Genomic DNA, 15530 nt, shown 5'->3' on the forward strand with positions numbered 1-15530 from the left:
TATCTATACTTTAAAGCGGTAGCCCACACCCCAAATCGTCTCTATATATTGAGGTTTGGATGGATCATGCTCAATTTTCTCGCGCAGCCTCCGAATATGAACCGTGACCGTAGCTGCGTCCCCGTTGGAATCAAGCCCCCAAATACGTTCAAACAACTCTTCTTTCTCAAAAACGCGATTGGGGTGTGAAGCTAGAAGCAGCAGCAGCTCGTATTCCTTTGAAGTCAACATCGCTTCCTGCTCATGGATCATCACTCTGCGCGAAGGCTTATCGATAAACAAACCACGAATGCGAATATGCTCGCCTCGTTCCCCTTTGTCTCCTGTCAATCGCTCATAACGAGCCAAATGCGCCTTCACTCTTGCTACTAGCTCACTCGGACTAAAGGGCTTGGTCATATAATCGTCAGCACCAAGGCCTAGTCCTCGTATTTTATCAATATCTTCTTTTTTCGCAGTTACCATCAGCACTGGAATGTTGATCGTTTGTCTAATCTGTCGACAAATTTCGAAGCCGTCAATTTTGGGCAGCATCACATCCAATATAATAAGGTCAAACTTTCCTTCCAATGCCTTCTCTAGCCCGATATCACCTCTCCCTTCAATGTGAACGTTAAAACCGTAACTTTCCAAATAATCACGTTCCAGCTCGGCAATGGCTTTCTCATCTTCAATAATTAGTATGCTCTTCATGACCACCCACCGTTTTGACGGATACAGACTTAGGCAACTTCAGACAGAACAGGGCACCGCCATGCTCTGCATTTTCCGCCCACACCGTACCGCCATGCCCTTCAATAATTTGTTTGACGATTGCAAGACCGAGTCCGCTGCCACCTGTCTCTAAGTTGCGTGATTGCTCTGCTCGATAGAAACGATCGAAGATAAAAGGCAAGTCATCCTTCTCAATACCAGGACCTGAATCTTCAATTTCAATCAGAGCGTGCTCCTCCAATTCAGTTACTCGAACAACAATGTTATGTTTTTCGAGTCCAGAAGACTGTCCCATATACTTGACGCAATTGTTCAGTATATTAGTTAAAACTCGGCTTAGCTTGTCAGGATCAGCTGCGATCAGGATCGGCTCTGAAACTTGCTCAATGTACTGCAATCCTACACCTGATTTCTCTAGATCAAACCGCTGCTCATCCAAAAAATACTCCAAGTAACGTTTAATATCCATCACTTTAAAATCAAATGCTACTGTTTGAAGATCAAGCTTCGAGAATAGAAACAGCTCGTCAATTAATTGATCCATGTCTGTAGCTTTACGATAGATTGTCTCCATGTAACGCTTCCGCTTTTCATCCGTGTTGGCAATTCCATCCATGATGCCTTCAACGTAACCTTTTATCGCAGATATCGGTGTTTTCAAATCATGCGAGATGTGGGAGAGCAGCATTTTACGATTTTCTTCATACTGAAGGCTTTGATCGATCGACTGCTTCAATCTTACCCTCATATCCTCAAATGCGATGCTAAGCTGACCGATCTCACCTTTCGTCGTAGCCTCAACCTTGTGTGACAGATCACCGTCCTTAATTTGAAGTGCTGCCGCTTCCAGTTTCTTAATGGGACGAATGATGCTTCTAGATACAAAGTAAGTAAGCAGCAAGCTTGTTAAGCCAATAAAAGCTAAGCTGAACACTGTGCCGACAGGTCTCCAATAAATAGGCACCGTATCATTTCGCCGGAAAAGTACTGCGCGTCCCTCTCCTCCATCAGGATAAGTAAAATCGACTGTACTCGTTTCGAATCGGAAAGAATTAAACGCAACTTTCGGAGGCGGCTGATCCAATAATTGCTGCCAATTTGCATGGACAGCTGTCTGCTCCAAGAACGGCGCGACGGAAGTGATTTTTCCATCCCTTGAAATCAGAAGTCCCGCCCATAACTTGCCCAGTCGCTCCTGAATCTCGGCTACGTATTCCTTCTTCTCAAGTTCGCCGGAATCATTGCGAAGTACATAAGATAATTCGCCATATACTAATGCTTGGAGATAAGGCTCTCTGTTTTCATTTTCATAATATTGACGAACATCCTCGACTCCACGAGCATAAAAAATAAATATCATAAAAGCACTCATTAATATGATCGGTACAAAAATCATCGCCAAGTAGGACATATACAGCTTCACTCGAATGGACACTTCTGTTCACGCCTCGCTGATGCTTTTTTGTTGTCTTTGACTCTATGGTTAATCATAACGGCTATTTCTAAACGAATTTGTAACCATTTCTTACAAAAGTATTACGTTTGATTGTTTTTCGGACATTTAATTAACGTCGTTTTTATTTAATGTCATAAATAATTTATTCGCTTAATGTTCCAAACTTCGGCAGTGGCCATATCCGAAATACAGCTTTGCCTTCGATGCTTGATCTAGCAATCGGACCAAGTTCTCGGCTATCCATACTATGCTCGCGATTATCCCCCATTACAAACAGCTGCCCTTCTTTAACCTTAAAAGGTAAGGAAACACTGCCTGCGACTGTCTGTCCTTTAACGTATTGCTCTTCGATTTTTTCACCGTTTAAATATACTTCCCCGTTTTTTATGTCGATTACGTCGCCAGGCAAGCCTACGACACGCTTAATTAAACGCAATTCACTTTCAGGTCCGCTAATAATAACAATATCACCGTGACGCGGTTCATGAAGCCGGTATGACCATTTATCTTCGATTAATCGTTGTCCCGCAACTAGCGTATTTTGCATAGATACATTATGTACTTCCGATTGCGCATAAACATAGTTCTGAAATAATAGCGCCACAACAACGGCAATGCCAAGGGAGACGACCCATTCCCTTACTTCTTTCATCCATCTTTTTGCTTGACGTTTTTCTGTTTGCATGAACATTCACCTCATCAATTATTGGTTGTTTCTGGTAAAAGTAATAATAATTCTCTGCTTAATACGTTTTTAAATGTAGAAAGTTTTCATTTAAGCGCTGAAAATAGGAAGTGACAACCGAACCAGACATACGATAAAGTGATAGCGAGGGGGGCTTCCACTACAATGAATCAAATCTCTGGAGCACAAAGATTGCTTTTTACTACTATAACCATTTTATATTGGACATCAATGTATGTATACGTCCCTACGCTCTCACCTTACCTTAGTGATCGCGGACTATCCTTACCTTTTATCGGTATCGTGCTTGGAAGCTATGGCTTCGTACAAATGTTCGTGAGATTCCCGCTCGGCATTCTATCAGATCGTTTCGGCAAGCGCAAGCCGTTCATCCTTCTAGGCATGCTGACAGCTGGCATTAGCTGCTTGCTATTCCTCATTCCCGATTCATGGGTTTGGCCGCTTGCTGGCAGACTTATGGCAGGTGTTTGCGCATCTACTTGGGTGGCATTCACCGTACTTTACGCCAGCTATTTTGGAGCTGGGCAGACAGGTCGTGCGATGGGCAATATTAGCGTGATGACGGTATCCGGACAAATGATTGGTATGCTGTTTAGCGGATGGCTTACTGATGGCTTTAGCGCAAATGCTCCCTTTATAGTAGGCGCTGTCATCGCTGTCCTTGGTCTATTGCTTGCTTTTATGATTAAAGAACCTCGTTCGGAGCAGAAAGAACAGCCGGGAATGTCGTTTGCCATGATTAAAAATGTTGTCCGAACAAAAACATTACTGCAGGTTTCTTTGCTTTCGATCCTTGCTCATGGGATTCTTTTTATTACGATGTTCGGTTTTACACCGCTTAAAGCACAAGAAATGGGTGCAGACGGTTTGAAACTCACCTTGCTCGTATTTGCTTTCATGCTCCCTCATGCCTTTGCCTCACTCGTTACTGCGAGGTGGTTTACTCCAAAATTTGGTTACTGGGGTACGATTGGCGCTGGCTTTATTCTGAGTATGATCTGCACAGGCGCAATGGTGTTTGCTGATTCTTTTGGCGTACTTGTCGCAACGCAAGCCATCAATGGTTTTGCACAAGGCTTACATATGCCGCTTTTGCTTGGACTTGCTATTCGTGATGTAGAGCTTCCTGGCCGCGCCACAGCAATGGGATTGTATCAAGCCTTATATGCCATTGGAATGTTCTCAGGTCCTTTCCTAGCTGGATGGTTAAATGAGAGCTGGGGCTTAAACGGCGGATTCCTATTTGGCTCACTGCTTGGTGCTTTGGCATTTGCACTTGTAGTCGTGTGGGCGAAGTCAGATCGGAAAGCTAAGGTAACAACTCGCATGGAACGTGCAGAGGAGGTGAGCGGATGATAAAGCCACAGCTCGTACTTGATATCGGTGGCGTGCTCGCGACGAACCTGTCCCCGCTCTTATGGCAGCTGCTAGCCGCTGAAGCGATCCTTTCTGAAGAAGCACTGTACTCAGAATATAAGCAGCAAATAAGCGAACGTTTATGGACAGGGCAAATGACGGAAGAGCAGTTTTGGAATTGGGTTGTTGCGTACACGCCATCCCTAGATATTACGCAAGCCAGAAGCTACATCGATAGATGCCTGCAGCCGCTGCCTGCCCTTGATGAAATGAGTAGATGGAGTGCTGTCGCGGATATTCATGTGTTGAGCAATCATTTACCTGCATGGGTTGAGCCTATTATTACGCCCATCAAACCTTATTTGAAAAGTATTACGATCTCCAGCGAGTCAGCTTTACAAAAACCTCATCCGGCTATTTTTGATAAAGTAACTGAACATTTACCGTCTGAATGCTATGTTTTATTTGTTGATGATCATCATAAAAATACGAAACAAGCAGCTTTGCACGGATGGCAAACGCTGCTTGCTGATGATGAAGGACTTTGGATTTCGCAGGTTCTCCCGCTCTTAGAACAACATAGCCGCTAAATAAAGTAGTATGCCAGTTGCTGCTGCAATGCTCATTAGACGTGCATCTGCTCGTCCGAAGCGAAGCCGAAAGCTGTAGGTTGGCTTTCGCTTCGAATAACCAAAGCCACGTGCTTCAAGTGCATCCGCCATTTGCTCCGCTAGACGAAGAATCGAACGTACATAGGGAATAAGAATCGGAAGCAGCCTTTTGATCGGTACCGTTTTTAGAGGCGTGACCGCCTTCCCTCTCGCATGAGCCAGCTTCGCAAACCTCTCCCACTCTCCTGTTAGCAATGGAATAAACCGAAAAATAAGTGTAATGATGATTGCAAATGAATGGATCGGCACCTTAAGCCTCTCTAGAGAGCCAAGCGTTTGCTCGATCGACCGCTGCAGTCTTAACGGCGTCATCAGCTTAAGCATTGGCAAACCTAAAATCATAATCAGTAAAAGCTTGCCCAGTCTAATCGCTATCGGCCAAACCTTGTTCAAATCAAAGGAAAGCGGTGAAACGCCGATACCAGCTATTACACAAAAAATGATAATCATGATGACATACGCGCGAATGACTCTTCGCCATGGCCAAATGAGTGTACGAAAAGGGATTAACAGCAGAACCGTTAACAATGTAGCGAACGTTAGCTCTAGTGCTGTTTTTTGTGCAAAGATGCTTGCAGAAAGAAATAAATATACGAGAACAATCGCTCGAGGGTCAAAAGAATCTGAGCGCAGCAGCACAGATTCTTTGGCGGCTCCTTTCTGAGATGCCTCTGTCCTCACTTCCGCTGTTTGTTCTTGTTCTACTGCTCGCTGTATGCTTGGCTTGCTATGAATCGTACCTGAGCTGATTTCAGCTAAGCTATTCTCGTCAGCCAGTGGAGCAGTTTTCTCGTTTGCTCGACTCGCTAACTCCAATACAAGCGCCGAAGCAAGCTCTTTCGGCGTTGGCCACGGCGCCTCATCCATGTGCTGGATGAGCTGTTCCAGCGGCATAGCCGCCTCCTCGCGCAGCGCATCCAGCGCGCGCAGCGCCTGCGGCGCAGAGGCGGCATGCGCAATCGCCGCCTCCTTTGCCGCTGCGCGGACCGTGCCGCCGCTTACCACGGCGACCGCGTCCGCCAGCGGCAGCAGCGCGTCGAGGTCGTGCGTTGCCACGACAGCTCCGCGCCCCGCCGCCCTGTGCGCTTCAAGCACCGCGCACAAGCGGCGGATACCGCCGGCGTCGAGCCCCGCCGTCGGCTCATCCAGCAGCAGCCAATCCGGCTCACACGCCAGCAAGCAGGCGAGTGACAGCCGTCGCTGCTGACCACCGCTGAGCGTCCATGGATCACGCTCCAGCAGCTCCGCTGGCAGTCCTACCTTTGCAAGCGCATCTGCAATTCTCTCCTCTGTACTTACAGAATCCAGTCCATATGGCTTAAGAGAATAAAACATTTCCTCCCGAACGGAAGATGCAAACCACTGTGATTCAGCGCTTTGCATGGAAATGCCTAGCCTATTCACAACTTCTGGATTTAGCCGGCTGCGGCGCCGTGTTTTCTCTATCCATAGGTGGTCTTCCCCTAGCGCAATCACTCCGCTTTGAATCGTTCGTATGCCAGCCATCGTCTCGAGCAGCGTTGACTTCCCAGCACCATTTCGTCCGATTAAGAGTGTAATTTCCCCTGCTTTGAAGGTCATATGTACATCTTTCAGCAGTTGTTTATCATTGGCGTTCTCCGCAGTAACACATACACCATTTAACTTCCAATCAGCGTGCATATCGCTTCACCGCCTCTGCCAACATTTTTGCAGTAAACGGAAAAGGCAGAAGCTTCACACCTTGCTCCTCCAGCTCCCAAGCGACCTGTGCACAATAAGGCGCCTCCAAACCAAGCTGCTCACAAAAACTATCCTTTGCTCCTGCAGCAGTTCTTGCAAACCATGCTTCTACTCCGCCATCATATACGATAGAGCCGGCATCCATTGCAATGATTCGATCACCCTCTTGCAACTCCTCCAGCTTCTGCGTAATCCACATGACCGTAATGCCTGATTGATGTAGACTTCTTGCTTGTGCTAGAACAGTGCTTGCTGCTTCAGGGTCCAGCATCGCGGTTACCTCATCAAGCACAAGCATCGGAGCTTTCAATGCCAAGCAACCAGCTATCGCAACGAGCTGCTTCTGTCCGCCAGATAAGGTTAAAATCGGTTGATGCACCCTCTCACCCATGCCTACTCTTTGCAGCGCGTACTCCGCTTCAAATCGAATATTGGCAGCCTCTTGCTCATTTTGCTCAAGCATAACAACAATATCCTCTAACGGCGTTGCTCCAATCATCGCTGCCTCTGGCTGCTGCATGACAATCGGGATTGGTTTCCCCTTTGCAGCGGTCTTACTATTTCTTAGCACCTGTCCGCTAATACCCGCTACGCGAAAACCAGCTGCCACTTTTGCAACTGTACTTTTCCCGCTTCCATTGCAGCCAAGCAGTGAAATCCATTCCCCTTCATGTATAACAAGAGATACATCTTTTATTATAGCTTCCCGTTTTTGAACTTCACCAAGCGTAGGTGGCGTAACGGTAATATGCTTCAATTCCACTTGATTGCTCTGTTTCAAAAAATTTCACCCAACCTCTTCCCGAAAACGATAAGCTATGCTACAATTCGATTTGTTAACCTATATTAAATATAAATGGTTAACAATATAATCGCAAGTACATAAAGGAGACCATCAACATTATGCAAACCAGTAATATTCGCTCACTCGTCTTTATTGCTTTATTCGCAGCTTTATTTATCGTCATGAGCTCTTTGACGATTAAGTTCGGAGGCTCATTCGTCCCAATTACCCTTCAAACCTTAGCTGTTGGATTAGCGGGTCTCTTTCTGACACCGCGCAACGCCTTCCTCAGCATATTCATCGTCATTTTGCTTGCCGCTATCGGCTTACCTTTATTCAGCGGTCAAGGCGGAATCCCACATCTTACAGGACCTACTGGCGGCTTTATATTTGCCTTCCCGTTCTGTGCGCTATTAGTTAGCCTAGCGGTTGGCGGATTTCTTCGCAGCGATAGCTCCAAAGGAAATAAAGCATTTGCTTTTATCGTTTTTTTCATCATTTTCGAGCTATTTAGCTCCATCACCACATACATTCCAGGCATACCTTGGCTCATGAACTCTCTGGATTTTACCTTTCAGAAAGCAATGACAATCGGCTTCTATCCGTTCATCATCGGTGATGCGTTAAAATCATTGGCAGGCGCCATTCTAGCCACCTCTTTAACACCTTACATTGTCCACATACGCTCGTCAACCGCAAGAAGCAGCGAAGAGAAAACGACATTTAACGTGTAAACCTCATTTCTGTGCAAACAAAAAACCGCTATATCCGACTATGCATCTTGAATCGGAATGTAGCGGTTTTTGATTTTAATCCCAAAAGATTTGAAATGCCTCGTTTATTGCCCCTCCGTCCAATTCCACAAACGCACCTCGCCCAGCTTAACATGTTTGACGAATGGAGCTTCGCGTAATTTAAGTAGTTCCTTTGTTGGTCCCGTAATTACAACGCCATAAATACGAATGCCTTCTTCTTGGACATACGCTAATGCTTCGCTTATCTTTTTTGTGGATACGATAGATCGTGTGATTGATTTATATTTAAGTAAAAGCTCAAACGTATCGATAATACCATCAGTAGTTAATTGATTGTTCTCATGATGATACAAGGGAGATTCTGGATAACCAATCGGTTCCATGACAATAGGCGTATCGATTCCAAATTCAAGATGACCAGTATCTACTGCATTCCAGAGCAACTTCATCTGAATTCCGCCTAACAGACTCTCTATTTGATCCGGCTTATAGTACTGATCCAGCGACACATACATCTCAGCAACCGTCCCCTCGGGGAGCTTCTCTAACCTTGACCATTCTGAGCTGCTGGTATCTGGATCAGTTGCTTCCGGCAAATAGAAAAATACGTTCAATTGATTTTGCTTCACTCTATACGTATCGATTACAGAGCCTATCCTCTGATTAAACCGTAACGTTTGCGAATAGGTCCCTATAATTTCATTTTGGCTGCCAATCTGTTTGTGTGTATCGCCATAAAATTTGTAACCTAAAATATTTTCTGGTTTACTCGTTAACGACACCTCGATATTTGGTCTGGTTACTGCAACCGCTGACCTTATGACATCACTATAAATGTCATGACGCATCGGTTCGCCTGTTTGATAAAATAACGAGGTGAACACGGAATTTAACATCGACAAAAGCAAGAGCAGCCCAAATACCGTTCCCACGCTCCAGTAACCCACTCGCCGCTTACCCTTCTTCATTAGCTGCTTTACTCTTTTGGGATTAAGCTGCATTCTTTGCCCTGCTTCTGGCTTTGGCTGAGGACTGCCGTCCTGCAACGCCTCATCCAAATACTCCTGATATGCCTCTAGTTTTGCTATTTCTTGCTCTAACGCTGCCCGCTCCTCCGCAGATAACTTGCCATCCTCATAATCCTGTAATTGCTGTTTAAAGTGATCCTTCATGCTCGACCTCCTCTGCTAGCTGCTGACGAAGCGTTTGCCTCGCCCGAAACAACAGTACCTTGTAATACGACAACCCGATTCCCATGATATCCGCTGCTTCTTGATAGGATAGCTCATGGTAGTCATGCAGCAACCACGCTTGCTTATGCTTGTCAGGCAACATCGCAACCGCTTGCCCAACCTCACTTAGCTGCTCTGCCCTAATCATTAGTATTTCTGGTGTCACGTGATCAGCAATTGCTCCAAAAAAAGCTGAGTCTCGCGGCTTAGCTCGATTTTCCTTACGTTTATAATCGATAAGAGCATGATGAGCAACTCGGAATAGCCAAGGTTTTACCTTTTCGCCCTTATAGCTGTCCAAATATAAATACGCACGATAGAACGTTTCTTGGACGATATCTTCAGCTGTATAGCTGTCTTGGCAGAGGAACATTAAATAACGATATACATCCTTCATATAAAGCATATACAGCTCATCTATATTATTCGGCTCTGCCACCTCCCACCTTCGCCGAACTGTATTCCAGCAGCTTGTTGCCCTATACACGTATGAGATTGGAAAAAGTTACATTTCATATGTATAAAATAATAAAGCCGTATGCGCTGCGCTCCAAAAAGAGCTGCATAACATACGGCTTATAACGCTTGTCTTTATTTAGTCACTGCACTCTTCAGGTGCTGGCTCCGACGCATTCTCAACGTTGATTTTCTCGGATACCGTATCACGAATGATAGAAATAACGAGCTGAAGTAAATAATTGATGTCGCTTTGACTTTGTTGAAACTCGGATACGATTGGAATGCCATCAAGCTCGTCCTGCAGCTCTTCCATTTCGCCTTCGATTTTTTTAACCATGTCTGCGTTTTTGAAAGTTGTTTCGAATGCAACAACTTCCTTTTGTTTTTTCTTAATTTTCGTAATAAGCTGCTGTATGCGCTCATTGCCGTTTATTTGCAGTTCTGCGCGGCGGTAGTGCTGTACTTCCTCTGAAGTAAAGATTAGATTCGCTAATTCTTTTGCTTTTTGCGAAATATCTTCGCGAACGATGAGATCACGCGTATGGAAACTCGGTATTCCACAGCCTTCTCCATGCTCATGATCATGGTCACATTGCGCTGCTTGATTATCTGCTGTATGCTGCTCTGCCATTTGTCATCTCTCCTGTTTTACCGTTAGCTAACGGCTTCTTGTGCATCCTGTTCTATACTTTCGGCTTTGATATACCAAGTTTGAGCTTCGGTTACCTTCGCCATAATAAACTGGCCAACCCATTCCTTAGGGCCTACCAAATGAACTAATTTATTCGTGCGCGTCCGACCCGAAAGGACATTAGCATTATTTTTGCTTTCACCTTCAATGAGCACCTCGACAATTTGACCTCGAAGCTGTTCATTCTTTTCTCTCGCATTTACAGCAAGCTGTGCATTTAGACGCTGTAGACGAGCCTTCTTCACCTCTAGCGGAACATTATCTTCCATACTAGCTGCAGGCGTACCCTCACGTGGTGAATAAAGGAAAGTATAAGCTGAATCAAAGCCGACTTCTTTCACAAGCGTCATCGTATCTTCGAACTGCTCGTCTGTCTCGCCAGGGAAACCAACGATAATATCCGAAGTCAGCATCGCGTTTGGAATCGCTTTTTTAATTTTCGCAACCAGCTCCAGATACATCTCGCGCGTATACTTACGGCTCATTCGTTTCAATATTTCGGTACTGCCGGACTGTACTGGCAAATGAATATGCTCGACTAGATTGCCGCCTGTTCCGAGCACCTCAATCAAATGATCGTCAAAATCACGCGGATGGCTCGTCATAAACCGGATACGTGGAATATCAATTTTGGACATATCATGCATCAGATCGCCAAAACGATAGCTGATGTCCTCAAAGTCCTTGCCATAAGCGTTAACATTCTGTCCAAGCAATGTTATTTCCTTAAAGCCTCGTCTAGCCAATTCGCGTACTTCAGCAATTACATCCTCAGGACGTCTGCTGCGCTCCTTGCCGCGCGTATATGGTACGATGCAATACGTACAAAACTTATCGCAGCCGTACATAATATTAACCCAAGCACGCATTCCTTCGCGTTTCTTAGGCATATTTTCGATAATATCGCCTTCCTTGGACCATACCTCAACGACCAGCTCTTTACTGAAATAAGCATTTTGCAGCAAATAGGGAAGTCTATGAATGTTATGCGTACCAAAGATCATATCTACAAAAGAATGCTTTTGCAAAATACGTCCGACAACCGACTCCTCCTGCGACATGCAGCCGCAAACACCTAGCAGCAAATCCGGCTTTTCCGTCTTCAGTGCTTTCAGATGCCCAAGCTCGCCAAATACTTTATCTTCGGCATTCTCACGAATGGCACATGTATTAAGCAAGATGACATCAGCAAGATTTCGATCCTCTGTAGCCGTATAACCCATTTCTTCGAACATGCCCTTCATTACTTCTGTGTCATGCTCGTTCATTTGGCAGCCATACGTTTGGATTAAATAAAACTTGCCTATGCCCATCGATCGAAGCTCAGCAGGAATCGCAAAGTCATAATGCACTTCGATATCCTCTTTGCCCCGCTTCTTCTCATCCTTGTGATTGGGAGCAGAGTTGATTTGTATATTCCGACCTTTAATGCGAACCGTAGTCATGCCATCTTCTTCACGTAAAATCTTCGCATCCGAAAAATCGAAATACTTGGAGTAGTCCTTAACACCCGTGCCAGATTTTAAGTCTGGTGTGCTTTTGGTCTCCTTCGTCATAGGGATTCACTTCCTTTATCTGCAATTTCCATAAATAATTATTTTTATTCATTTGAACATATCAATTAGAAATTATATCATAACGGCCTCGCCTAATCCATCACAAGCAAATCAAAAAAGCTCGCCGTACAAATTATGAGTACTCCAATCGCTATAGATAATACCGTAATGTGAATAGTAGATTAGAAGCTTTTCCCCCTGCGTTGCAGAAACTACAATAGAAACCTGACATGACACTCGAAAAGCAGGGCTGTATTGCAGAAATACACTAGAATTCCTCAATAGTAAGACAATCCAGTCGAAAAGAGAGCTTTCTGCTGTATTAACTACAACGTAGCTTTGTGTTCCAACTTCAAAGAAGGATTCTATTGTACAAAGTGCAATGTAGAGGTCATGCGCATCAGCCATAGTTTCATACATAAGCTAAAAAAAGAGGACAGCGAATTCGCTGTCCTCCTTTTTATAGGCTAATCAACTATCGAAATAATGGGTCAATAAAGGTCTTACAAAAACGGTCCTGAATTTCCTCACAAGAGTAGCCCATCACATACCGCAATTGTCTAAACGTGTGTGGGGATTGTATCGATATAAACGAATGAGCAGCATAACACGGGTCAAGGGGCTCAATCTGCTCTTTCTCCATTGCTTCTTTTAATAAGCTGCGCAGCACATTATGCAAATAAAGATAAGGCGGAGATTGAAAAAAATCACCCTTATGATGTTCATGTTCGATTTTGTTAAAGGATTGCATCACGCCAAGCCATTTCGATTCCTTATCGATAAACTCAATAATTTTGCGCATTACTTCGCTCAATCGCTCATGTACGGACAGCATAGCCGCTTCTGCCAAATACCCGTCGATCTCATTGATGAAAATTTCAAAGTTCTCTTTCATCATATCCATGCACAAATCGCCTTTATTTGAATACCTCCGGTATAGGGTGCCTTGTCCAATACCGACCGATTTGGCGATTTGGTGCATACTGACCGATTCTACCCCATGCTCCGTAAACAAGTGATTAGCCGTATGCAAAATCGCTTTGCTGAGCGCTTGTTTCGTTCTGCCATTTTCAGGTGCAGTCATCGTGCCTATCTCCTTTTTCCGCGTTTACAAATGAAACGATTGACATTTGCCCCATTCGTCTTTATTATTCAGTAGTGCGGACAATTGTCCGCTCATAGATGCGGTCATCTTTCATTGTAGCCTGCTGCCACACACAGGTCAACAATAGATAGAATAGACCCACATATACGGATAGGAGGAAATAAAATGGCTTCAGCTTCAAAAAAAGCAGCACCTGTCGGTGATCCGATGTCAATGCGTAATATTATCGCACCGCTAATCGCCATCATTGTCGGTATGTTTATGGTTATTTTGGACGGTACAGCAATGAATGTCGCCATGCCGGGATTAATGGCAGACTTCAAAAGCTCGATGTCTCTTGTTCAGTGGACCATTACCGGATACGCACTTGCACAGGCTGCTGTTATACCGCTTGCTGGATGGATGTCCGATCGTTTCGGCGCCAAACAGGTCTTCTTGTTTTCAATCATTATGTTTACGATTGGTTCCGGTCTTTGTGCACTAGCTACTACAGCTGAACAGCTAATCGTATTCCGTATCATTCAAGGTCTCGGCGGCGGTATGGTTGCTCCAATCGCAATGGCCTTTACCTTTAGGCTTAGCCCTCCTGGCAAACAAGGAGCAGTTATGGGTATGATCGGTATTCCAATGCTGCTAGCTCCAGCTCTTGGCCCTGTAGTGGCAGGCTGGCTCGTTGATTATGTATCGTGGCACTGGATATTTATTATCAATCTTCCGATTGGTGTCGTTGCAGTTATCGTTGGACTTCGCACTTTACCTAAGATTGAGCGCAAACACGTTCCTTCCCTAGACTTTTTAGGTATGATTTTCGCCCCTCTTGCGTTTGCCAGTCTAGCTTACGGCGTAAGCTCAGCTGGAGGCGGAGAAGGCGGCGCAGGCAGCGGCTGGACCTCTCCTGAAGCTTTGATCGGTATGATTGTAGGCGGTATTTCGCTTATTATTTTCATCATCATTGAACTGAAGCGCAAAGAACCATTGCTTGAGCTTCGCGTCTTTAAATCAAGCAATTTCACACGCGGCATCATCTTGCAGTGGATTGTTCAAATCGCATTATTCGGAACTTTATTCTTGATTCCGATTTTCTTGCAAATCGCAAAAGGTTACTCCGCTTTTGACACAGGACTTATTTTGCTACCGCAAGCTCTAGCAGCAGGTATTTTCATGCCTATTGGCGGCAAGCTGTTTGACCGTTTCGGAGCTCGTCCTATTGTTATTGCCGGTTTATCTATCGTGACGATTGCAGGCTTCATTCTAAGCCAACTTTCTGCGGACACGACTCTTCTCACACTTATGATTCCGATTGCTATGCTCGGCGCAGGTATGGGTTTGTCGATGATGCCGCTTAACACACATATTATGCAGTCCGCTCCTAAGGAGCTCGTAAGCCGTGTAACCTCGCTAACCGCAGCTGCACAGCAGGTCATGACCTCCTTCGCAATCGCTGGTTTGTCGACGATTCTCGCTAGTAGAGTGGAGCATTACAGTGTAACTGCCCCAGGACCAAATGTAGTGTACTCCTCCTATGGAGATACGTTCTTCATCCTGGCTTCGATTTCAATCGTAGGCGCCCTCACTGCATTCCTGCTTCGCAGACCGAAGCAAGAGCATGGCACAAGTCCAGAGGATAAGCCTGAAGTATCCATGATGATGGGACATTAATTAAAGTTCTTCCAAGCAAAAAAAACAGCTTCCAGGTCGTCTGAGACGATCAGGAAGCTGTTTTTATATTGTCTAATCTATGATTTCAGCCATATCTCCATTTTTTACGCCTGCTGCATTTGCTTCATCTGTATCGATATGCATATCGAGTGCAAATTGCTCTGACACACGCGCGACAACATTTTCAAATACGACACCGCGCTCGCCAGCGAAACGAACCCGCAGCGACTGCTTGTCCGAGATGCCATATCGCTCAGCATCGCTTGTATGGAAATGGATATGACGAGCCGCTACAATTACGCCCTCTTCGATTGTAACCTCTCCAGCAGGTCCTTGAAGCTTAATGCCCGCAGAACCTTTTGTATCTCCTGATTCCCGAACTGGCGGATTAACACCTAACGCAAATGCGTCTGTACGCGACACTTCGAGCTGAGTCTCTTTCCGAGTAGGTCCAAGAATTCTTACTTTAGCAAATGTTCCTTTGGGCCCAACAACCGCTACCGTTTCATTCGCTGCGTATTGTCCTGGCTGAGACAATGGCTTCATTTCAGTTAAAGCGTAGCCCGTCCCAAATAATATCTCAACATGCTCCTGTGATAAATGAATATGTCTTGCAGATACGCCGATAAGTACTCCTCTATGTATCATGTTGTCACACTCCTGA

Annotated in this window: 15 protein-coding genes; 4 read left to right on the forward strand and 11 right to left on the reverse strand. The window is 45.1% G+C overall.

The window, feature by feature from the left end; all coding sequences use genetic code 11:
• Positions 1 to 3: 3 nt before the first annotated feature.
• The 3 genes from AC787_RS31360 to lepB all read right to left on the reverse strand — a co-directional run bounded on the left by AC787_RS31360 (position 4) and on the right by lepB (position 2855).
• Positions 4 to 693, reverse strand: coding sequence for a response regulator transcription factor (locus AC787_RS31360; protein ID WP_054028901.1), 690 nt, complete (start codon positions 691 to 693; stop codon positions 4 to 6).
• Positions 671 to 2149 (reverse strand): sensor histidine kinase, encoded by a 1479-nt coding sequence (locus tag AC787_RS31365; protein ID WP_063847742.1) that lies wholly within the window; start codon positions 2147 to 2149, stop codon positions 671 to 673. The genes AC787_RS31360 and AC787_RS31365 overlap by 23 nt, the downstream gene beginning before the upstream one ends.
• A 163-nt stretch (positions 2150 to 2312) precedes the next feature.
• On the reverse strand, positions 2313 to 2855 hold the full coding sequence (lepB, locus tag AC787_RS31370) for a signal peptidase I (protein WP_054028902.1): 543 nt from the start codon (positions 2853 to 2855) through the stop codon (positions 2313 to 2315).
• A gap of 165 nt (positions 2856 to 3020) precedes the next feature.
• Between lepB and AC787_RS31375 the strand changes: the two genes are divergently transcribed.
• Positions 3021 to 4232: an MFS transporter gene (locus AC787_RS31375; RefSeq protein WP_054028903.1), complete on the forward strand. Its 1212-nt coding sequence runs from the start codon at positions 3021 to 3023 to the stop codon at positions 4230 to 4232.
• Complete coding sequence (locus AC787_RS31380) at positions 4229 to 4822, forward strand: hypothetical protein (RefSeq protein WP_054028904.1); 594 nt, start codon at positions 4229 to 4231, stop codon at positions 4820 to 4822. Before AC787_RS31375 ends, AC787_RS31380 begins: the two co-directional genes overlap by 4 nt.
• Here AC787_RS31380 and AC787_RS31385 read toward each other — a convergent pair.
• The gene (locus AC787_RS31385; protein WP_054028905.1) at positions 4802 to 6565 is read right to left on the reverse strand and encodes an ATP-binding cassette domain-containing protein; all 1764 of its coding nucleotides are present in this window, start codon (positions 6563 to 6565) and stop codon (positions 4802 to 4804) included. The genes AC787_RS31380 and AC787_RS31385 overlap by 21 nt on opposite strands.
• Entirely contained in the window at positions 6555 to 7406 is an 852-nt protein-coding gene (locus AC787_RS31390) for an ATP-binding cassette domain-containing protein (RefSeq protein ID WP_054028906.1), read from the reverse strand. Before AC787_RS31390 ends, AC787_RS31385 begins: the two co-directional genes overlap by 11 nt.
• Before the next feature lie 122 nt (positions 7407 to 7528).
• Between AC787_RS31390 and AC787_RS31395 the strand changes: the two genes are divergently transcribed.
• Positions 7529 to 8143 (forward strand): biotin transporter BioY, encoded by a 615-nt coding sequence (locus tag AC787_RS31395; protein WP_054028907.1) that lies wholly within the window; start codon positions 7529 to 7531, stop codon positions 8141 to 8143.
• 104 nt (positions 8144 to 8247) lie between these two features.
• Here AC787_RS31395 and AC787_RS31400 read toward each other — a convergent pair whose 3' ends face one another.
• The 5 genes from AC787_RS31400 to AC787_RS31425 form a co-directional block, all read right to left on the reverse strand.
• Complete coding sequence (locus AC787_RS31400) at positions 8248 to 9336, reverse strand: anti-sigma factor C-terminal domain-containing protein (RefSeq protein WP_054028908.1); 1089 nt, start codon at positions 9334 to 9336, stop codon at positions 8248 to 8250.
• Positions 9320 to 9835 (reverse strand): sigma-70 family RNA polymerase sigma factor, encoded by a 516-nt coding sequence (locus AC787_RS31405; RefSeq protein WP_235561181.1) that lies wholly within the window; start codon positions 9833 to 9835, stop codon positions 9320 to 9322. Before AC787_RS31405 ends, AC787_RS31400 begins: the two co-directional genes overlap by 17 nt.
• Before the next feature lie 156 nt (positions 9836 to 9991).
• Positions 9992 to 10486 carry a RicAFT regulatory complex protein RicA family protein gene (locus tag AC787_RS31410; RefSeq protein WP_054028909.1) on the reverse strand — a complete coding sequence of 165 codons (495 nt, stop codon included), beginning with the start codon at positions 10484 to 10486 and terminating at the stop codon, positions 9992 to 9994.
• Positions 10487 to 10509: 23 nt separating this feature from the next.
• Complete coding sequence (miaB, locus tag AC787_RS31415; RefSeq protein WP_054028910.1) at positions 10510 to 12102, reverse strand: tRNA (N6-isopentenyl adenosine(37)-C2)-methylthiotransferase MiaB; 1593 nt, start codon at positions 12100 to 12102, stop codon at positions 10510 to 10512.
• Positions 12103 to 12577: 475 nt separating this feature from the next.
• Complete coding sequence (locus AC787_RS31425; protein WP_054028912.1) at positions 12578 to 13186, reverse strand: TetR/AcrR family transcriptional regulator; 609 nt, start codon at positions 13184 to 13186, stop codon at positions 12578 to 12580.
• 186 nt (positions 13187 to 13372) lie between these two features.
• On the opposite strand from AC787_RS31425, the gene AC787_RS31430 reads away from it, so the two are divergent.
• Positions 13373 to 14866, forward strand: coding sequence for an MDR family MFS transporter (locus AC787_RS31430; protein ID WP_054028913.1), 1494 nt, complete (start codon positions 13373 to 13375; stop codon positions 14864 to 14866).
• A gap of 72 nt (positions 14867 to 14938) precedes the next feature.
• Here AC787_RS31430 and pduL read toward each other — a convergent pair whose 3' ends face one another.
• On the reverse strand, positions 14939 to 15514 hold the full coding sequence (pduL, locus tag AC787_RS31435; RefSeq protein ID WP_054028914.1) for a phosphate propanoyltransferase: 576 nt from the start codon (positions 15512 to 15514) through the stop codon (positions 14939 to 14941).
• Positions 15515 to 15530: the final 16 nt, after the last annotated feature.

The sequence above is a fragment of the Bacillus sp. FJAT-28004 genome, from assembly GCF_001280845.1.
GTDB lineage: Bacteria > Bacillota > Bacilli > Paenibacillales > Paenibacillaceae > Pristimantibacillus.

What these genes read in the sequence shown, in the direction of transcription:
- AC787_RS31410 (WP_054028909.1), bottom strand. Translation starts at nt 10,486, where the DNA reads ATGGCAGAGCAGCATACAGCAGATAATCAAGCAGCGCAATGTGACCAT.
- AC787_RS31375 (WP_054028903.1), top strand. Translation starts at nt 3,021, where the DNA reads ATGAATCAAATCTCTGGAGCACAAAGATTGCTTTTTACTACTATAACC.
- pduL (WP_054028914.1), bottom strand. Translation starts at nt 15,514, where the DNA reads ATGATACATAGAGGAGTACTTATCGGCGTATCTGCAAGACATATTCAT.
- AC787_RS31395 (WP_054028907.1), top strand. Translation starts at nt 7,529, where the DNA reads ATGCAAACCAGTAATATTCGCTCACTCGTCTTTATTGCTTTATTCGCA.
- lepB (WP_054028902.1), bottom strand. Translation starts at nt 2,855, where the DNA reads ATGCAAACAGAAAAACGTCAAGCAAAAAGATGGATGAAAGAAGTAAGG.
- AC787_RS31425 (WP_054028912.1), bottom strand. Translation starts at nt 13,186, where the DNA reads ATGACTGCACCTGAAAATGGCAGAACGAAACAAGCGCTCAGCAAAGCG.
- AC787_RS31400 (WP_054028908.1), bottom strand. Translation starts at nt 9,336, where the DNA reads ATGAAGGATCACTTTAAACAGCAATTACAGGATTATGAGGATGGCAAG.
- AC787_RS31360 (WP_054028901.1), bottom strand. Translation starts at nt 693, where the DNA reads ATGAAGAGCATACTAATTATTGAAGATGAGAAAGCCATTGCCGAGCTG.
- miaB (WP_054028910.1), bottom strand. Translation starts at nt 12,102, where the DNA reads ATGACGAAGGAGACCAAAAGCACACCAGACTTAAAATCTGGCACGGGT.
- AC787_RS31380 (WP_054028904.1), top strand. Translation starts at nt 4,229, where the DNA reads ATGATAAAGCCACAGCTCGTACTTGATATCGGTGGCGTGCTCGCGACG.
- AC787_RS31430 (WP_054028913.1), top strand. Translation starts at nt 13,373, where the DNA reads ATGGCTTCAGCTTCAAAAAAAGCAGCACCTGTCGGTGATCCGATGTCA.
- AC787_RS31385 (WP_054028905.1), bottom strand. Translation starts at nt 6,565, where the DNA reads ATGCACGCTGATTGGAAGTTAAATGGTGTATGTGTTACTGCGGAGAAC.